General features: G+C 66.7%; 12 protein-coding genes. 5 read left to right on the top strand and 7 right to left on the bottom strand.

Features of this window, described 5'->3' with window-relative positions; all coding sequences use genetic code 11:
* Positions 1 to 19: 19 nt before the first annotated feature.
* Entirely contained in the window at positions 20 to 1,381 is a 1,362-nt protein-coding gene (locus tag CYFUS_RS34565) for an IscS subfamily cysteine desulfurase (RefSeq protein ID WP_232537857.1), read from the bottom strand.
* A 361-nt stretch (positions 1,382 to 1,742) separates the two neighbouring features.
* On the opposite strand from CYFUS_RS34565, the gene CYFUS_RS34560 reads away from it, so the two are divergent.
* From CYFUS_RS34560 to CYFUS_RS34550, 3 genes are all read left to right on the top strand, one after another.
* A complete protein-coding gene (locus CYFUS_RS34560) occupies positions 1,743 to 3,293 on the top strand; it encodes an SPFH domain-containing protein (RefSeq protein WP_095989102.1) in 1,551 nt (516 codons plus the stop codon).
* Positions 3,294 to 3,637: 344 nt separating this feature from the next.
* Positions 3,638 to 5,107, top strand: a complete 1,470-nt coding sequence (locus CYFUS_RS34555) for a hypothetical protein (RefSeq protein ID WP_198316245.1) — start codon at positions 3,638 to 3,640, stop codon at positions 5,105 to 5,107.
* An 11-nt stretch (positions 5,108 to 5,118) separates the two neighbouring features.
* Positions 5,119 to 5,751: a hypothetical protein gene (locus CYFUS_RS34550; RefSeq protein ID WP_095989101.1), complete on the top strand. Its 633-nt coding sequence runs from the start codon at positions 5,119 to 5,121 to the stop codon at positions 5,749 to 5,751.
* A gap of 116 nt (positions 5,752 to 5,867) precedes the next feature.
* Here the strand turns inward: CYFUS_RS34550 and CYFUS_RS34545 are convergent, their stop codons facing one another.
* Together CYFUS_RS34545 and CYFUS_RS34535 are read right to left on the bottom strand one after the other, a co-directional pair.
* On the bottom strand, positions 5,868 to 6,410 hold the full coding sequence (locus tag CYFUS_RS34545) for a hypothetical protein (RefSeq protein WP_095989100.1): 543 nt from the start codon (positions 6,408 to 6,410) through the stop codon (positions 5,868 to 5,870).
* A 166-nt stretch (positions 6,411 to 6,576) separates the two neighbouring features.
* Positions 6,577 to 7,359 carry a hypothetical protein gene (locus tag CYFUS_RS34535; protein ID WP_157758829.1) on the bottom strand — a complete coding sequence of 261 codons (783 nt, stop codon included), beginning with the start codon at positions 7,357 to 7,359 and terminating at the stop codon, positions 6,577 to 6,579.
* 587 nt (positions 7,360 to 7,946) lie between these two features.
* Here CYFUS_RS34535 and CYFUS_RS34530 point away from each other — a divergent pair.
* Positions 7,947 to 9,905 carry an AbfB domain-containing protein gene (locus CYFUS_RS34530; protein ID WP_095989097.1) on the top strand — a complete coding sequence of 653 codons (1,959 nt, stop codon included), beginning with the start codon at positions 7,947 to 7,949 and terminating at the stop codon, positions 9,903 to 9,905.
* Between the two features lie 48 nt (positions 9,906 to 9,953).
* Here the strand turns inward: CYFUS_RS34530 and CYFUS_RS34525 are convergent, their stop codons facing one another.
* From CYFUS_RS34525 to CYFUS_RS34515, 3 genes are read right to left on the bottom strand one after another with little or no spacing between them, the layout of a single operon-like run.
* Positions 9,954 to 11,999: a PEP/pyruvate-binding domain-containing protein gene (locus CYFUS_RS34525; RefSeq protein ID WP_095989096.1), complete on the bottom strand. Its 2,046-nt coding sequence runs from the start codon at positions 11,997 to 11,999 to the stop codon at positions 9,954 to 9,956.
* Positions 12,000 to 12,022: 23 nt separating this feature from the next.
* On the bottom strand, positions 12,023 to 13,051 hold the full coding sequence (locus CYFUS_RS34520; protein WP_232536975.1) for a hypothetical protein: 1,029 nt from the start codon (positions 13,049 to 13,051) through the stop codon (positions 12,023 to 12,025).
* A gap of 7 nt (positions 13,052 to 13,058) precedes the next feature.
* Positions 13,059 to 14,102: a hypothetical protein gene (locus CYFUS_RS34515; RefSeq protein ID WP_095989095.1), complete on the bottom strand. Its 1,044-nt coding sequence runs from the start codon at positions 14,100 to 14,102 to the stop codon at positions 13,059 to 13,061.
* 165 nt (positions 14,103 to 14,267) lie between these two features.
* Here CYFUS_RS34515 and CYFUS_RS34510 point away from each other — a divergent pair, with 165 nt between their 5' ends.
* The gene (locus CYFUS_RS34510; RefSeq protein ID WP_095989094.1) at positions 14,268 to 14,735 is read left to right on the top strand and encodes a DUF6010 family protein; all 468 of its coding nucleotides are present in this window, start codon (positions 14,268 to 14,270) and stop codon (positions 14,733 to 14,735) included.
* Positions 14,736 to 14,786: 51 nt separating this feature from the next.
* Here CYFUS_RS34510 and CYFUS_RS34505 read toward each other — a convergent pair whose 3' ends face one another.
* Positions 14,787 to 16,190, bottom strand: coding sequence for a hypothetical protein (locus CYFUS_RS34505; protein WP_095989093.1), 1,404 nt, complete (start codon positions 16,188 to 16,190; stop codon positions 14,787 to 14,789).
* Positions 16,191 to 16,316: the final 126 nt, after the last annotated feature.

The raw sequence follows: 16,316 nt of genomic DNA, 5'->3' as shown, positions 1-16,316 counted from the left end.
GGTGGGAGGGGAGACGCGCCTAGTGCGCCGTCCACTCGATGCTCTTGAGGTCGATGCCTTCCTTGGCCATCTCGTACAGCGGGCTCATCTCGCGCAGACGGTTCACCTTGTCCACCATGAGCTTGATGACGAAGTCGACCTCCTCCTCGGTGTTGAAGCGGCCGAGGCCGAAGCGGATGGAGCTGTGCGCCAGCTCCTCCTCCACGCCGCAGGCGCGCAGCACGTAGGAGGGCTCCAGCGAGGCCGACGTGCACGCCGAGCCCGAGGACACCGCCACGTCCTTGATGGCCATCATCAGCGCCTCGCCCTCCACGTAGGCGAAGGAGATGTTGAGGTTGCCCGGCAGCCGGTGCTCCTGCGAGCCGTTCACCGTCACCATGTCCAGCTGCTCGACGATGCCCTTGCGCAGCCGCTCGCGCAGGCGCGTGAGGCGCACGGCCTCGTCGGCCATCTCCTCGCGGGCGATCCTCGCCGCGTGGCCAAAGCCCACGATGGACGCCACGTTCAGCGTGCCCGAGCGCATGCCGCGCTCATGGCCGCCACCGTCGATGAGCGGCGCGATGCGCACGCGCGGCTTGCGGCGCACGTAGAGCGCGCCCACGCCCTTGGGGCCATACATCTTGTGCGCGGAGATGGAGACCAGGTCCACCTGCATCTCCTCGACGTGGAAGGGCACCTTGCCGATGCCCTGCACCGCGTCGCAGTGGAACAGGATGCCCCGGGCGCGGCACAGCCGGCCAATCTCCGCGATGGGCTGCACGGTGCCGATCTCGTTGTTGGCGAGCATGATGGACACCAGGATGGTCTTGTCCGTCATGGCCGCCTCGAGCTTCTTGAGGTCGACCCGCCCGTCCTTCTCCACGTCCAGGTACGTCACGCGCGCGCCGCCCGTGGGCAGCTCCGCCCACTGGCGGTACACCGCGTCGTTGTCCAGGTCGTGCTTGATGGCGAGCGTGGCCAGCTCGTCGCGGCTCACCGGCGCGCCCGTGAGCTGCATGAGCCGCAGCGTCTTGAGCTCGTCCAGCCGCTCCTGGCGCACGCGCTCCAGGCGCTTGCAGGTGTCGAGCACCGCCTTGTGCTCGGTCTTCAGGGTGATGATGTGATCACCCTTCTCCTTGTAGAACTCGACCACGCCCTTGATGGCGAGGTTGTCCGACTCGGTGGCGCCCGAGGTGAAGACGATCTCCTTGTCGGACGCGCCGATGAGCGCCGCCACCTGCTTGCGCGCCTCCTCCACCGCCGCCTCCGCCTTCCAACCAAAGGCGTGGTTGCGCGACGCGGCATTGCCGAAGTCCTCGCGCAGGTAGGGCAGCATCGCCTCCAGCACGCGCGGATCCATCGGCGTGGTGGCGTGGTTGTCCATGTAGATGGGCAGCTTCAGCATCTCGGTCGCCTTCCAGGCAGCAGCGGTCGTTCTCGAACCCCGGGGCCGGGGGTAACCCCGCGAGGTCTCTGGTGCTCCTACATCGGCGCACCTAAAGTGGACTGGATTGGTCAATTATAAAATCGACCCCCCCTCGGTCAAGACGACATGAGGGGCGTGACTCCAACCCCGTCTCAACCACGAATCGGAGGGATTCAGTCCACTTCCAGGCGCGTGGGCCGGGAGGGAGCGATCCATTCCGGTGCACCCGCGCCAGGACGGCGCACCCCCTCCTCGCAACCAGGCCATTTCAGGGCAAGGGAGGGCTGGCGAGGGGGCTGCAATCGGGGAAGTCCGCGAGAGACCGGGAGGCACGCGGATGGCCACGAACGAGAAGCGAGCGGTGAGGGTGAACGCGGCGGGCGCACTGGCGGTGCGGGTGGGCGGAGGCATGGAGCCCCCTCCGCCGCCCCGGGACGAGGAGTGGGCGCGGGACACGGAGGGGTGGCGGGCGGGCAAGCCAGCGGAGGATCCGGAGAAGATGAAGAAGTGGGGGCTCATCACCGCGCGGCCGAGCGAGTTCCTCATTCATATGCGCCGGGGCCGGGTGCGGGAGGTGAGCGGGCAGGGGGCCTCGTGCTTCAAGCTGCCGGGGGACTCGGTGGCGATCGTGCCCACGAGCGTGCAGCGGCTGCGCTTCACGGCGGATCAGGTGACGAGCGAGAAGGTGGGGGTGCAGGTGACGGGGCTGGCGGTGTACCGCATCGTCGAGCCGCTGGTGGCCTTCCGGATGCTCAACTTCTCCTTTCCGGAGCGGGCGCAGGAGAAGCTGCGCGAGCTGCTCACGGAGATGTTCGTGGGCGCGGTGAGGCGGCTGGTGGCGAACCTGTCGGTGGAGGAGTGCCTGACGCGGCGCAAGGAGGGGATCGCCACGGAGCTGATGCGGGAGATTTCCCCGGTGGTGTCGGGGCGGGGGCGGCCGGAGGACCGGACGGACACGGGGTGGGGGGTGGTGCTGGACACCATCGAGATTCAGGACGTGCGGGTGCTGTCGGAGACGGTGTTCGCGAACATGCAGGCGCGCTTCCGGCAGGAGCAGGAGCGGGTGGCGCGCGAGGCGGAGCTGACCAAGGAGCGCTTCATCCGACGGGAGGAGGCGGAGGCGGAGCGGCAGATTGCCCTCACGCGGCTGGTGACGGAGGAGGAGGTGCGGCACAAGCGGCGGGCGGCGGAGGAGCAGGCGCAGCTGGAGTCGCTGGCGGTGGAGGCGCGGGTGGCGGAGGCGCGGGTGGCGCAGGAGCACGGGGCGAGGCAGGCGCAGGTGACGCTGGAGCGCGAGACGGCGCTGGCGAAGCTGAACGCGGAGCTGGAGGTGCGCGAGCGCGAGGCGCGGGCGGAGGAGGCGCGGGAGCTGGCGCGGCTGGAGACCGAGCGGCGGATGGCGGAGGCGCGGCTGGAGAACGCGCGGGCGCTGGCGGCGGCACAGGCCCAGGCGGAACTGGAGCGGTTGAAGCTCGAGGCGGAGGCGCAGGCGGCGCGGCACGCGGCGGAGGTGGCGAAGCTGCGGCAGGAGGAGGAGCGGGCGCGGACGGAGGCGAAGGCGGCGGAGGCCCGGTGCGCCATCGCCGAGGCGGAGCTGGCGCGGACGGAGCTGGAGGCGCGGCAGGCGCGGATCGCCCAGGAGCCGGAGCTGGCGCGGGCGAGGGCGCAGCGCGACATCGAGAACACACTGTCACCCGAGTCCATCCAACTGGAGCTGGCGCGGCAACTGCCGAAGGTGGCGGCGGCCTTCCAGCAGAAGATGGGCGAGGTGCACGTCACGGCGGTGGATGGAGCCAATCCGTTTGGTTACATCGCCGCGGCGGTGGAGGGCGTCATGGGGCTGGCGCGCTCGGCGGGGCTGCAGGTTCCCGCGAGCAAGGAGTCGTAGCGCGTGCCGTATTGAATCGCGCGCGGCTTGCACTCTGCCCTCGCTTGATCAATCCGGTGGGCTTGACTGGCACACCCGCGGTTCCGTGTGATTGCGGCGCGAAGGCTTTCAGCCTCGTCATTCCCGGAGGTGGGCCGTGTCCACCCGTCTTACTGGCTCGCGCCCATCGAGTGCGCGGCTGGCGCCCCTTGCTGCGCGGCTGCTTTCTCCTCGTCCTCTTCCTCCAGGCTGCTTGTGTTACGGGCACTCCACGGGGGCGCGACCGCGACAACTCGTCCATGTCCCCGCCGGCCAACACGGCAAGTGGGGCTCTTTCGGCGGAGCCTGGCCTCGAGTCCGCCACCGTGTACGACGCGGACTTCCTGGAGCCGGGCGCTATCGCCACCCGGCCGGTGCGCATTTCCCGGGCCGAGTTCCAGCAGGCCTTCCTGCGCCTGTCCCGCGACATGCGACTGGGGGCGAAGACGCCACAAGCGGTCGCTCGGGAGTTGCTCCTCCTCCTGCCGCCACCCGAGGGCGTCGAGACGGTGGACAGCACGGGAGACTGGCTGCTGGAGGTGTACCGCGACCAGGCTTACACCCTGGTGCCCGAGCGCCAGGAGGGCCCGGTGGTGCTCACCCCCGCGGCGGATGAAGCCCTGAGGGTCAGGTACCTCCAGTGGTGTGTGCCCCGAGGAGGTGGCGATTGCCTGGGCCTGCTGGACGACGGGCCCTACCTGCGCACGGATGACCGGCGGGCGTTCGCCCTGGCGCTGGCCTTGGGCCACGTCCTCGATGAGACGCGCGGGGCCCTGGCGCGCGAGCTGCTGGACGTACGGATGCTCGTCTCCACGGTCGTCTGGACGGTGGCCCTCTACTGCATGATGTGGGTAGTGCCCGAGCCAACGAGCAAGGCCCTGGCCGCCGGCATGACCCTCCTCTTGATGGGCTACCTGGGCCTGGAGACGGTGTACGGGCTGATGGACGGCTGGGCTCGCCTGGCCGACACGGCGCACCACGCCACCACCTTCGAGGAGCTGCGCGCGGCGGGTGAGGAGTTTGGCCGGGTGCTGGGCGAGGACGCGGCACGGGCGATGATTCTGGCGGTGGCCACGCTCAGTGGGCACACGTTGAAGCAGGTGCTGCCGCGGGTGAAGTCACTGCCGGGCTTCAAGCTCGCGGGGAGACAGTGGAAGGCGCAGGGCGGCGCCGCCGTCATGGAGCGCGTGGAAGTAGTGGAGACGGCACTCGCGACGGAGGAGGCCCTGGCCCAGGCGATTGCGGCGGTGGAGACGGTGGCTACCTCTCCACAGGGCCCCTTGGCCGTGGTGATGTTCAAGAAGGGGCAGGGCCATGGGTCGGCAATGGCTCCTGGGGGCCGCTCCGCGCGAACCGTCATTCGACACCGGGGTGGCAACCGGCAGGTGGAACTGAGCGACGGTCAGCGTTGGCACGTGCCCCGCGGCAAGTCGGCCGCAGACATTCCCGCCCAGGACAAGCTGGGAGACATGCTCCAGGATGCCGTCACCCAGGCCGCGAACGAGTGGGGGCCGCATAGGCTCAGCCAGAACGAGCGAAGAGCCATCGATGAGGCCCTGAAGAACGGCGAGTATTGGCTGGCGCGGCTGCTGGAGCGCGAGGCCCGAGGGCGCTTCGTGCATTCCAGGGTGGAAACGCAGTTCCGAGCGCGCCTTCAGTTCAACTCCCATGGGGTCGATGTGGTTGACCCCTCTCCGGGTGGCTATAAGTACGAGATTCTCTCTGGAACGGAGTCGAACCTGGCACGGCACGGCAGGCGTATGGCGGGCGAGTTCTTCCGGATGCTCACCTTCTGAAAGGGGCGGCCATGGGGTTGCTTACGAACGTCCTCATCGAAAACAAGGAGATGACGAACGAGCGGCTCGAGGTGACGGACAAGGATTCGCTCTATTTCCTTGGCCCCAATCTGACGCTGCGTCACTGCACCGTCGTCCTGAAGGTGCCCGCTAGGCGTCTGCACATTCTCGGAGCTCGCTTCATTGATTGCACCTTCGAGGTGAAGCAGGAACTCAAGAACCATCAAAGTTGGGTGAGCGCATCTCTGAAGGGCTGCCGGTTCAAGGGGCGGCTGACTGGGTGCGATTTCGGCCACTGGCCTGAATACAGCAGCTCGCCGGGGTATCAGTTCGGCGCCATCGAGGATTGTGACTTCACTGCGGCCCAGATGGACTCCTGCCGCATCATGGGCTCCGATCCTGGCACCCTTCGCTTTCCCAAGTGGCCCTGCTTCACCATTCTGGATCCCATTGCTCATGCCTCCGAGCTACGCAGCGTCAAGTGGCCGGGCCGGTATGGTGCTGCCGTCGTGGACGAGCTTCACACTCAACCGGCTCGCACCACGGCGATCATCGAACACGCCCCCTCCATCGCGAAGCAGTTGGGCGCCACCCCGGAAGAACTCCGGGCCGTCATCGAGAAGTTCGACTGCATCGTCTACTGACGTGACCATGCTGAGTTGGAGCGGGGCCTTGCGGGGGGGTCCTTTCCCCTGGGTTCGGAGAATCCTGAAGAACAAGCTGACGAAGCACCTTGCTGCTCACGTTTGTGCGGAATCGTTCACGGCAATGCGGGTCTGAGCTGGAGCCATCTCTCCAATTCAGGATGCCGCCGAACCGTTTCCACTCCAGCGATCAGGGACACGACATTCAGTGCGTTCTTGATGGCCCGAAGCTCGCGGAGCACCTCCATGGGGAGGAGGTGCAAGTCCTGCGAGGACGCCCTGGCCGCTTCCTCGATGGACAGGGTGGCGCTCTCCTGGAACCAGGCCACGATGATCTCGGGGTCCAGGACGTCGTCACCTTCACGAGCGCCGAACTCGCGGATCATTGCTGCACGCAGATTCATTTCCGAAAGCAGGAATGCGTGCCTCTCCCGATGAGATGTGCGCTCCGCGAGCACCCCATACACCATCAGGGCGATTCGAGCCCACGGAGTGCTCCGCTCTTCATGGGCCCTGGCGGCTGCGGTGAAGGCGAGGAGTTCCCAGTTGAAGTATTCGCCCTCTACCGGCGCACCGATGGCAAGCCCATCCAACCATGCGATGACTTTTTGAGAAGGCCAGCTCAGAACTGTTTGCAGCAGGGGGGTCTTCGTATCCATGGCTCAGGGGGTCAATGGAAAAGTAATTCCAAACCGAGCGAAGGCCTGCCTTGCAATGTCCAAAGCCTTGTCGCTCACGGCCTTGGATGCGCCATTCATGTAGTGGCCGCTGTGGGACGTGATCTCCGTGCCAATGCGCGTAGCCCCATGGGCAGCGATCTCCGCCTCACCGGCGGCGAGCACGGGTCGGCCTCCACTGTGATGAGCTGCTTGTCCGAAGCTCGCCTTTCCCGCTGTTGCCCGAAATCGCCATGGAGACCGCCGTGGCTGGCAGGGAGATGACGATGGCTTTGCCAACGACAGCCACTGCGGTCACCTGTCCCACATTCATCAGGCTGATGCCGACCCGTGAGGCCCCCACCACCGCCTCTGGGTAGCTGGGCAGCACTGCCAGTCGAGAGGCCAGCAACGCAGCCCCCCCAGTCATGCCCTGGCTCACGACTATCGTTACCGCGAGGACGGCGACGCGTGCCACCTCCGGACCCACCCTGTTCGCGAAGCGCTGGCCAGCCTGATCCAATTCCTCGTAGGTAGTGGCCTCATCGGTGGCGAGTTTCAGTTCCCGGACTGCGACCACTACCTCCAGGAAGGTCTCCGCTCCTAGATAGGTCAACATCAGCGCGGAGACGATGGCCGCCGCCTTCGTGAAAACGGGCTCGGGGTTTGCTGCCAGAAAGGCCCAGCTCATGAGACCCGCGGCGATGACTGTGTAGAAAAGCTGAGGGGACAGGGTCTTCTCCACTGCCTTGGTGATGCTCTCTCTCAGGGGTTCAAGCGACAGACTCAAGGCCACTCCCAGCTTGTTCCACTCACTCAGGCTCGTCACATCGGCGAGCAGGGAGTGGGCGGTTTTCTCACCCTGCCTCGTCTCGCGGATACCATTGGAATTCCTGTTCACGCGATACTGCCCTGCCGTGTCCGCATCGTTGCTGCGGTAGGTTGCGAGCATCAGCCAGCCTTGCTGGGAGGCGCGGATGGGAAGGGGAGCATGTAGCACCAACTGTGTCAGAGCTTCCTCGAACGCATCCGCACTGACCTGTACGGACCCATTCGAGGTGGATGGCCTGTACTCCAGTGGAACGCCCTGCCCCGTGTCCAGGCGCACCACACGCGTGGCGCTGCACGCGGAGGACAGGACCAGGAGCAAGACGGCAACGGCCAGACGAGGTGCCATGAGACGCCCTCCATACCAAAGAGTGTTCCATCTTACGGGTAGCTCTCTTCAATGGCGATGAAGTCACCGAGAACGCGCAGCGGGAGCGGTTCTCTTGAGCGGCCCGTGCCCCGCCTTTTGGGGGATGATGAGCCCATGTCCCACACCTCAGTTCCTGTCTTCGGTAGAAGGAGCCGAGGCAGGGCCACGCCGCGGTGGGTCTGCCAGATGGACGGGTGCTGCTCGTGGGTGGGCGGGACGGCACGGAGTTGGAGTTGCGCACCACGCTCCTCTCCGACTTCGGTGCTTTGCAAAATCGGGCAAATGCGGGTAATCCAGGATTTGCTTCTCCCGACCCCGGTTTCACCCAGAAGGAAGCACGCATGCCCCACACGTCGAGAACCCGGCGCCTCTTGCCCCTCCCCACGCCGTTGCTGCTGCTGCTCTTGAGCCTGCTCCCCGGGATGCTTCCGATGGCGAGCGCGGCCACGGGGGATGGCTCTCCGAGCGATCCGAACATCGTGTATGTCGGACGCTGGGACAAAGGCAACGCGAGTGTCTATCGAAGCAACTGGTCGGGGGCCTACTTCCGGGTCGACTTCACCGGCACGAGCGTGAAGCTGCGGCTGGCCGCGGCCGCCCACGTCTATGTCAGCATCGATGGTGGAGCCGAGGCCAGCTACCCCGGTGCCGTCGGGACGATCAACCTGACGCCCACCCCGCTTGCCTCGGGACGCCACACCCTGCGGGTCGCCACCCGGGAGCAGGACCTCATGCAGTTCCAGGGCCTGGTGCTCGACAGCGGCGCGAGCACCCTGGCTCCCGTCCCCCGCGCGAAGCGGATCGAGTTCATCGGAGACTCCATCACCGCGGGGTGCTGTGCGTTGAGCCAGGGCGCGTTGAGTGACTACGCCTGGCTGGTGGGCGAGTTCCTCAACGCGGACCACACCCGCATCGCCTATTCCGGCATCTGCTTGCAGGATGCCTTCCCCTGCCACTCTCCCAACAGCATCGGGATGAGCCGGCAATACTTCAAACTCCAGACGGTGGAATACCCGTCCTCCCCCGACTGGAACTTCGGCCAGTACCAGCCCGACGCGGTGGTGATCAATCTCGGCACCAATGACCAGAACTTCGGAGTCTCCGATGCCGCGTTCCAGAGCACCTACATCACGTTCCTCCAGAACGTCCGGGCCCGCCATCCCAATGCCTTCATCTTCGTGCTGCGCACCTTTGGTGGCTTCAAGGTCGCGCCCACCCAGGCGGCGGTGAGCGCCCGGATCGCCGCGGGGGATACGAAGCTGTACTACGTGGATACGACGGGCTGGGTGTCGGTGGGCACCTCGGATTACTCCGATGGGCTGCACCCCTCCGACAGTGGCCACCTGAAGATCGCCCGCTTCCTGGCGCCCTTCATCTCCAAGACCGCTCGCTGGGAGAGCCCCTTCGCGGATGACTTCAACGACGGCAACGCCACGGGTTGGCAGACCTATGGAGGCGCCTGGTCCGTCGTCAATGGACAGCTCTCCGTCGGGGCCGATGCGGGCGCCAAGGCCCTCGCGTTCGGTACCCTGTTCTCCAACTTCACGTACGACGCCGACATCACTCCCGGCCCGTCCGGCAACCCCGGGCTCCTGTTCCGCGCCAGCCGCCCGGCCACGGGGGTGGATGCCTACCAGGGCTATTTCGCTGGCATCGATGGCAACCAGGTGGTCCTGGGCAAGGCGAACGGCACGTGGACGACGCTCGCGGTCGCGGCCCTGCCGTCCATGACGGGCACGTCCCGTCATCTGCGCGTCGTGGCCGTGGGCTCCGCACTCAAGGTCTATGTCGACGACCTCGTGACTCCCAGGATTTCGGTGACGGATGGCTCCTATGTGTCCGGTGCCATCGGCGTGCGGACCTACCAGGCCCAGGCGAGGTTCGACAACCTGTCGGTCCGCGCCTTCTCCCGGTTCGAGTCCCTGCTCCAGGGCTCCTTCGTACGGCATCAGAACTCCCGGGGGCGCATCGACCACATCATCTTCCCGGCGGAAGACGCGGAGTGGAGGGTCGTTCCTGGATTGGCGAATGCCTCGGCCCTGTCGCTGGAGTCCGTCAACTTCCCGGGCTACTTCCTGCGGCATCGCAACGGCGAGGTGTGGCTGGACCGCGACGATGGCTCCAGCCTGTTCAAGGCGGATGCGACCTGGTGGAGACGAGCGGGACTGGCCAACAGCTCGCTGCTCTCCTTCGAGTCCTCCAACTTCCCAGGCTATTACCTGCGGCACCGCGAGGGTCTGCTCTACCTGAATGGGATTTCCACGAGCACGGACCGGAGCGACGCGACCTTCCGCGAGTGAGGGTGGAGTGGTCCTTCCACCCCCACGGGGAGGCCCTGTGCCCGCCTTCTACTGCCCGCGTCCGGGGTAGGGGCGGGCCTGCTTGATGTACAGCGTGGGGGGCTGGCCGGGGTTCGCGTCGTCGTCGAACTTGAACTCCACGTCCATGGCGTACCAGCCCGTGTTGCCCGCCGCCGGCCCATACGCCGGGGAGAAGCGCTTGTGGATGGCATCCAGCGCCACGCCCAGTTGGTGCACCTGAGTGGTCGTCAGCACGGTGGTTCCACTCGGGACGAGGTTCGAGTGCGCGAAGTACGTCACCGGCTGGTTGGGCTGGCTGAAGAAGGAGAGGAACTGGTCACTCGTCACGCCCACGGGGGGTGACACCACCTCCGCGTCTCCTCCGTACTGCACGTTCACGTAGAAGGCCGGATCCAACCCCGTGGCGTCGAACGGGTTGCTCGTCACCGCGACGCCGTTGGCCTCCTCGTTGGGGAAGTTGTGGTGCACCAGGAGCGCCATGCCCACCGACTTGTGATCGATTCCGTAGTAGGTGCGCTCCTCGAAGGTGCGCAGCGCCCAGGCGCTCGCGTACGTCTTGCGGATGGCGCTCAGCACGTCCTCCCAGCCCTCGGCGGGGTCTCCCGTGTGCGAGTCGTAGCAGCCCGCGCACGGAAACCCATCCAGGTCCTCGCTGTTGGTGCTCGTGCGGAAGCGCATGGACTGTCCCGGGTAGTCCTGGTCCAGCTTCTCCTTGAGCCGTGCCTGGAAGTCCGCGTCGAGCGGCGCCTTCTTCATCGCCGTGCGCAGGGCGTTGAGTCTGGCGTCGCGCACGGCGGGATCCGTGGCGAAGCTCGGCTCCGCCACCATGGCGTCGATCTGCTCATAGAAGCCGTTCTGCCGCATGAACTGGTCATAGAAGTAGACGGGGATGGCGAAGGCCTTGAGCAAGGGGACGGACGGCGTCCTGGCCAGGATGGAGTAGTGCGCCGCCTTGCCCCCGAAGGCCTGGACGGACTTCTTGATGTCGTCGCGCAGCGAGCCCGTCTCGGGCGTCACGTCCTCGATGTCCACCAGCTCCTTCACCGTCAGGTCCAACGCGGGCAGCGTCACGGGCGTGGGCTTGTGCGCGTCCCAGAAGGCCTGGGCCTCGGCCTCGCTCACCTCGTGCACCGACCACGCGGTGGAGCCCACGGTGAGCTGCACCAGCTTGCCCTCGAGCGCGCGCAGCGTGGCGTTCGTCATGGCACCGCGCAGGCCCATGTTGGGCGTGTGGCGGTTGGCGGACAGCACGTTCACATGGGACAGCGGTGTCTGGAACTCCTGGGTGATGAGGCCCTGGACGACGGAGATGTCATTGGGCGCCTCGTCGAGCACGGCGATGTCCTGGTAGGACAGGTACTCGTCCTCCAGCTCCGCGGCCTTGACGAAGCGCAGCCGGCCGATACCCGAGGCGAGCGTCAGTGGCTGATAGTCGATGGCGGCGTAGATGTCGTCCGTGCTCTTGATGGGGATGTCCGAGGGCAGCCGCCTGGCCTCCACCTCCACCGCGGCCGAGGTCGGGTGGAAGACCAGCTCCGCGCCGAAGAAGGCCGAGCCCTTCACCTTCTGGAACAGCGTGGTGATCATCGCCGCCGAGGCGGTGTCATAGGGCGACAGCTCGAGCGCCCACAGCTTGGGGCCCTCGTAGTACGTCACCGTGCCCAGGATGAAGCGGCGCTCGGGGCTGTAGTACTCGGAGGCATTGAACGACGCGAGCGCGGGGACGATGGGCAATCCATTGCCGGACAGGTGCGTCGAGGCGAACTGGTAGTGGATTTGATACCGGGTGCTGTTCTGGAAGTAGAGCGCGTTGTCGTCCGCCGTATCCAGCACCACCTTGACCGAGCGCGCGCCGGGCAGGGTCGAGTCGATGGGCTCCGAGGCGAGCGCCTGGAAGTCCGTCTCGCAGCCCACCTGCTCGAGGTAATCGGGCGCCTCGGTGGTGCTGGGCGCCTGGCACGTCCACTCGATGGCGGGCGTGGATGGGTTGTTGCTCTTGCCGCACGCGGCCAGGAGCAGACCGCCCAGGAGCGCCACGCCCCACGGGCACTTCGCGGTGTGAGTCTTCAACATTCGTCCTCCGGGGATGTCTGCCTTCATGGGACCAGGGAGAAGCAATAGATGCCGCCGTAGCCACCGCCCGAACCCACCGTGTTGGAGCTCTCGATGGGTCCACCCATCTCCACCAGATTGACGCCCGGCGCGCAGCCCGACTCGTCCAGTGAGGACATCCAGTTGTTCATGTCCCCCATCCCGCCGCCCGTGCCGCCGCCCATGCCGCCATCGCCGCCTTCCGGGGGGAAGCCGCCATCCCGCCCGCCCGGCGGAGGCATGCCGCCATCGCCACGTGGGGGACGGCCTCCATCGGTCGGGAACGTGCCGCCATCCCCTCGGGGGAAGCCACCGCCGCCACCCGCGCCCGAGCGAGGCCAGGAGTGGCCCACGCGCGGCCGGCCCTCGGTCGCCTTGTCTCCCGTCGCCGCCGTCCAGTCCTTGCAGGTGGAAGTGGCGCTGTAGAACATGCCCGTGGCGCTCGAGCCCGTGAGGATGTCGTGGTTGTCCACGGCGGGCTGGCTCGGGTCCGGCTGGTGGTTGGGGATGCCGTCCTCGTTGGGGAAGTCGTTCTGGATGATGGCATTGCCGCCCAGGGGCCGCGTGTTCGCGAGGTCCGTCTTGTTCGCCGCCAGCAGCCGTCCGAGCCGGTCATACCAGGGGCCTTCCCCGATGCGATCGATGGCGTTGACGGGCTGGCCGTCCTCGCCCGCCGAGGCACTGAGGAAGGCACGCCAGGGCTTCTTGCCCGCGCCCGGCATGCTGCGCTCGGCGATGGTGGCGCAGATCTTGTCGGCGCCCCGCAGGCCGGCCCCCGGACCCGTCTCGCCATAGCGCAGGTCACCGCCGAAGCCGCTGGGATTGCCGGACAATTCCTGCATCGCCTTGAGGCTCGTCACGAAGAAGCTGAAGTGCTCCGTGTCGCCGGGGTCACCGTTATTGACGGTGCCCGAGTCCAGCTCATCGGAGGAGCTGCCCGTTCCGGGGTCGTGGTCGTTGGAAGAGCAGCCCGCGCTCGACAGGGCCAGCGCGCAGCACAGGGGAAGCCAGGGGGAGGGGAAGCGAGGGGTCATGGTCTTCTCAGCCACAGGTGAGGTCCGGCTGGCAGGTCTTGCCGGAGGGACAATCCGAGTTGCTGCTGCACGAGGTGATGCCGGGGACGACGACCGCGCGCTCGACCTCGGAGGAGACGAGCAGATCCACACGGCCAGGGGCGATCGTCACCGAGCCCACGGACCGTCGCGTCACGATGATGGTGGGGTAGCCCGCCACCCCGAGGTCGAGCAGTTGCGTGACGAGCTCGGCCGGCAGTTGGAGCGAGCCGGTGTCCGCGGTGTCACACTCGATCATCCCCTTGGTGCCACCGTGGTGGCTGATGTCCAGCTTGACGTGGATGGTGGAGACATCCGCCTGGCCCGCGGGCGTCCAGTGCAAGGCCAGGGGTTGGCCACGCTGTAGGGTGAGCGTGCCATCGAGCAGTTGGAGCGGGGTGATGCCACGCCCCTTGAGCGTGAACGCCGGGTAGTACGCGCCCGCCGCGGTGAGGACGATCTCGTCCCCCTCCGAGAAGGCGGGGTAGGGCAGCGAGACACTGCCCGGGGGTTGATAGTTGTTGGCGATGGGGCTCATCGAGAACCCGGTGGCCCCCGAGGCCGTGCGCAGCCCCTGGACCTGGATGGTGCCCACGGCCCGCGCGGTGGGATAGGCCTGACACTTGTCATCGTCGACACAGACGGCGCTGCCACCACAGGGCGTGCCGCAGAAGGGGACGCGCGGTGTCGTCAGCTTGCAGTCCCCACCCTGGGCGGCTTGTTGCCAGATGATCTGGGAGGGGGAGGGGCCGTCATAGATCTTGCCCACCACCGTGGTGTACCCCGGCGTCTCGGACTGGCCGCCCGAGGCGGCGACGGGCGGTACCAGCAGCACCTGGAAGGTGCCCACGAGCACGTTGGGGTCTCCCGTCGGCGTGGAGTCCGGCGGCGTGTCCTCGGGGGGCGTGTCGTCCTGGGTACCACAACCACCCAGGAAGAGCCCGACCGCGGCGGCCAGGGCTCGGAGTACGGGAGGGGGGGTCAATCCACGCGGCGTGCCGCGGAAGGGGGGTTGGCGGAGGCGGGTCCACATGGACGGCCAGCCTGTGACGGAATTGTTACGTGATTCTTAAGGAGGTGTTTTCGTGCATGACCGTTGGCCAGAACCCGTTGACTCATGGCATTTCCGCCAATTGTTCGGGTGTGACGGGCCGCTTAGCGTGGAGGCATCGAAAGGGTTTTCAGTGAAAGGAAAGTCATGCCGTTCACGGAGTTGTTGATCGAAAAAACCCGGAGTTTGAGCGTCTTGCATTACGTGGCGCCGCCCCTGATCGGGCTGCTGTACATCTGCCTCTGCTCCTTGCTCAGGGAGCCCGCCCGACAGAAGTTCAAGGCGGTGATGATCGCGGGCGCGGGCGCCGCGTACCTCAGCGGTGGCTTCGGTGTCTGGGAATTCGCCTTCGCCACGATCATCACGTACTGCGCGTACCGGGGGCTCGAGGACTACCGTTTCATCGGTGCCGGTTGGCTGTTGCATACCTGCTGGGATTTCGCCCACTACCTCTACGGCAATCCGATCATCCCGTTCGACGCCACGTCGTCGTTTGGCTGTGCCCTTTGCGATCCGGTGATCGCCCTGTGGTGCTTCGCGGGCGCTCCTTCCGTGTTCGAGCTGCTTCGTCGAGCCACGGGCGCCGCGCGAGTCCCTGGGGCCAGCCAGGGCTGAGGGGTCGAAGGGGTGCCAGCCCACTCGGACGGCACCCCTCCTCCCTTCCTCTCACCCCGCGCAGGGCAGGACGCGGAGGATCTTGAGCTTGGTCGCGCTGCTGCCCGGTGCGGCGAAGGCCACGCTGCCGTCCGGGAAGGCCACGAAGTCCTGATAGCGGTTGCCCTTCACATCGACCTGCAGCGCCGCGCCGTTCGCGGCACCGGTCGCGCGATCCAGCGCCTGGACGTAGAGCTTGCGGCTGGTGTCGTTCCGGATCAGGTCTCCCGTCCGCGTCGAGGTCTCCCAGGCCGCCAGGAGCTGGTTCTGGCCATAGGCGGCCAGGTGGGGGGCGCGGTTGTTGAGTCCCGCATCGCTCGCCAGGACGAGGTCCTTGTCGGAGGCGCCGTCCACGAAGTGCAGGAGGTGCACGTCCGCGAGCCCGTTGGCATTGGGCGTCTGGCCGGAGCGGATGTTGCTCGTGGTGAGCCAGTACCCCCCGCCCGTGGCCGTCACGGCGTTGCCCAGGTTCGAGTAGGCGAGGTCGACGGGCTGGATGGTCTTGTAGGTGGGGGCGAACGCGATCCGGTTGTTGTTGTCGGTCTTGCAGATGGAGACGAACTTGCGGGCCGTGGGATCCCAGATGAGCCGCTCATAACCGCTGTGGCTGCAACCCCAATCGAAGCCGCCGGACTGGAGCTTGCCGTCGGTGCCGACGACCTTCATCCGGTCGCCCTGGTGGATGTTGATGCAGCCATTCTGCGAGATGCTGATCGCGGCGCCGAAGTACCCCGCGTAGCGCGTGCCGTCGAACGCGATGCGCCCGTGGTGGGCGTACCACCAGATCATGTAGACGCTGGGGCCCGTGGGTCCGGTGGAGTAGGGCGGTAGGGTCTCGCTGGAGCTCGTCAGCACGGTGGCCCACGTCTCGGTGGTGCCGTCGAAGCGCACCATGTACATGTCGTAGCAGGGCACGGGCGGGTTGGGTGGGCTGCCACAGAGGTTGGTCGGTGCGCCGCAGTTGAGCGTGCCTCCGCCCTTCGCATTCCGTGTCAGCAACAGCGTGCCACCGGTGTCGTCGGCGTACAGGTCGGCGAAATCATTCGCCGGCAGGCCGAAGGACGTTCCCACCGGGCGATCGCTCGCATCGAGCTGGGTGATGTGCACCTTGCCGTCATTGCCCATCCAGGCCAGACGCGAACCTCCGGAGGGAATGGGGGAGATGACGAGGGGCTTGAGCGCCACTTCGTCCTCGTTGCTCACGACCGTCGCGCCGACATCGATCTCGGTGATCCGCACGCGCTCCTGGGTGATGTTGCAACTGGCGATGGCGGGGTTGCTTGGAGCCGGGTCCTGCGGCGCCGACGGGGCATCGCCACCCTGGGCGGCGGGGGGCGTGGGCGCGTCACCAGCGCAGGCGATGGGTCCGAGCCAACTGCACGCCAGAACCAACGAACCGATGAGTTTGTTCTTCATGGACACCGTCCGGGAGAGGGTTGTTGCCGACGCGTCAATAACATCATCACCACGGACACGGTGAGGACGGAATGGGTGCCCGCTCCCTCGGTTCCTCTCATGAAATGAGACTGGGACGGATCTTGA

Source organism: Cystobacter fuscus, assembly GCF_002305875.1.
Lineage (GTDB): Bacteria > Myxococcota > Myxococcia > Myxococcales > Myxococcaceae > Cystobacter > Cystobacter fuscus_A.
The sequence above is the reverse complement of the archived record's forward strand: the minus strand, read 5'-3'. Positions and strand labels throughout refer to the sequence as shown.

Excerpts from the sequence above, each read along its gene's own strand:
- CYFUS_RS34560 (WP_095989102.1), top strand. The coding sequence starts at position 1,743 with ATGGCCACGAACGAGAAGCGAGCGGTGAGGGTGAACGCGGCGGGCGCA.
- CYFUS_RS34550 (WP_095989101.1), top strand. The coding sequence starts at position 5,119 with ATGGGGTTGCTTACGAACGTCCTCATCGAAAACAAGGAGATGACGAAC.
- CYFUS_RS34545 (WP_095989100.1), bottom strand. The coding sequence starts at position 6,410 with ATGGATACGAAGACCCCCCTGCTGCAAACAGTTCTGAGCTGGCCTTCT.
- CYFUS_RS34535 (WP_157758829.1), bottom strand. The coding sequence starts at position 7,359 with ATGCTCGCAACCTACCGCAGCAACGATGCGGACACGGCAGGGCAGTAT.
- CYFUS_RS34530 (WP_095989097.1), top strand. The coding sequence starts at position 7,947 with ATGCCCCACACGTCGAGAACCCGGCGCCTCTTGCCCCTCCCCACGCCG.
- CYFUS_RS34525 (WP_095989096.1), bottom strand. The coding sequence starts at position 11,999 with ATGTTGAAGACTCACACCGCGAAGTGCCCGTGGGGCGTGGCGCTCCTG.
- CYFUS_RS34520 (WP_232536975.1), bottom strand. The coding sequence starts at position 13,051 with ATGACCCCTCGCTTCCCCTCCCCCTGGCTTCCCCTGTGCTGCGCGCTG.
- CYFUS_RS34515 (WP_095989095.1), bottom strand. The coding sequence starts at position 14,102 with ATGTGGACCCGCCTCCGCCAACCCCCCTTCCGCGGCACGCCGCGTGGA.
- CYFUS_RS34510 (WP_095989094.1), top strand. The coding sequence starts at position 14,268 with ATGCCGTTCACGGAGTTGTTGATCGAAAAAACCCGGAGTTTGAGCGTC.
- CYFUS_RS34505 (WP_095989093.1), bottom strand. The coding sequence starts at position 16,190 with ATGAAGAACAAACTCATCGGTTCGTTGGTTCTGGCGTGCAGTTGGCTC.